General features: G+C 43.1%; 1 protein-coding gene. It reads right to left on the bottom strand.

The genetic code is table 11. The annotated features are described in order from the left end of the window. The coding region (locus tag G4407_RS16050; protein WP_274597669.1) for a thioester domain-containing protein at nt 1-1,544 on the bottom strand (1,544 nt) is incomplete at both ends.

Here is a 1,544-nt window from a genome sequence, read left to right as displayed (position 1 = left end):
CCTGTTTCTTTACCTGCTCTTTTACCGTAAGGTCTCTTGTCACTTCTGCAACATCCTGACCTTCATAAGTTACGGATACTTCATATTTTGTAGTATCCAGTGTATATCCTTCCGGTGGAGTGATTTCTTTTACATACATTTCTCCAAGGTATAATTCTGAAAACTCCAGTGTTCCATCATCTCCGATGACTCCCTGCGCGATCAGGCTGTCCTGTTTATACAGAACTCCTGTTATTCCATCCGGATGCACGATGTCCTCTTTGGCATACAGACCATACACCGCACCACGAAGAACACTGTCCCCCTGTGCCTTAAATGCAAGTGTTTCTTTATCGATCTTTGCGATTTTTACCCTTCCGGTGACTCTCTCATCGGTTGCTGTTACAGTCAATGTCTTTCCGGCTGCAACATCTACTTTATATACTTCTGTATTCAGTTTGTACCCTGTCGGAGCAGTAACCTCTTTTACATACACAGTTTTCAGTGCGGAATCAAAATAATCGCTGACTGCTTTTCCGTCTGTTCCGGTTGCTGACATTGTCATAAGCAGGTTTTCACACTTCTTATCAGTATAAATACCATAAACTGCCCCCGACAGCGGATTCTGTGTATTGACATCTTTTTTCATAAGTTCAATACGTGTCATATTCAGCCACTGTACACTGAAACTTACCGGAGCTGCTGTTTCGCTTTCAAATACACCGATATCCTGCTTGGAATCTCCGGTTGTCAGCACCAGCGTTCTCCATGTCTTTCCGACAGAACCATATAAGTTGCCGGAAGCATAACTGCCTGTCAGTAATAAATCCGCAGACAGATAGAATGTATCTCCACCATAAATCTGGATTTTTCCATTTGTAACACTTGTTCCTTTGGAAAGATTATGTGCAGTCACATTTTCCGGTACACTCAATGTCACATAGTTTCTGTGATCTCCAGACAGTGTGATATTTGGTGTTTTCTGGAAGTTTCCATCCCGTACTGCATTCAGCTTTGTGCTTGAAAGGCTCAGTTCACCTTTTGGCGGTTCTTCCTGTCCGAACAGATAATTGATATATGCGATAACCCCTGCATTTACAAGGTTATTATAATTACATCCGGTAAATCCGGCTTCTCCTGCATAAGCGTAGCTGGCTGCAATGTGTGTATACACATACTTTTCATCTTCCGTTTTTCCAGCCAGATAACTTCCTGTCAGATCTCCTGCCCCGCCATAACCATAATAAAGAACTTTCTGCAAGTTTTTATTGCTGTCCAGTACCTGTGCTACATAACTTCCAGTCGGTGGGGATGCTTTCTGGGACTGGAGACAGTATGCAATCTTTCCATTGACTGTGAACAGGCAAGTAAGATAATTTCCAATATAGCTTGGATAATAAATGGTTCGCCCCTTTGTCAATGTAACTGTGGAACCGCTGCTTGTAGCTCTTTCAGCCGCAGACAATACCATCACATTTCCCTCTTCGATGTCCTCTTTCAGTTCTTTAACTGCCTGTGCAGATGCATCTTCCCCGGATGCCTCGATCTCTACATCGGTATAGTTC

It is taken from the genome of Allocoprococcus comes, from assembly GCF_013300725.1.
Lineage (GTDB): Bacteria > Bacillota > Clostridia > Lachnospirales > Lachnospiraceae > Allocoprococcus > Allocoprococcus comes_A.
Note: the sequence above shows the minus strand (reverse complement) of the source record. Positions and strands in the feature narration are given on the sequence as shown.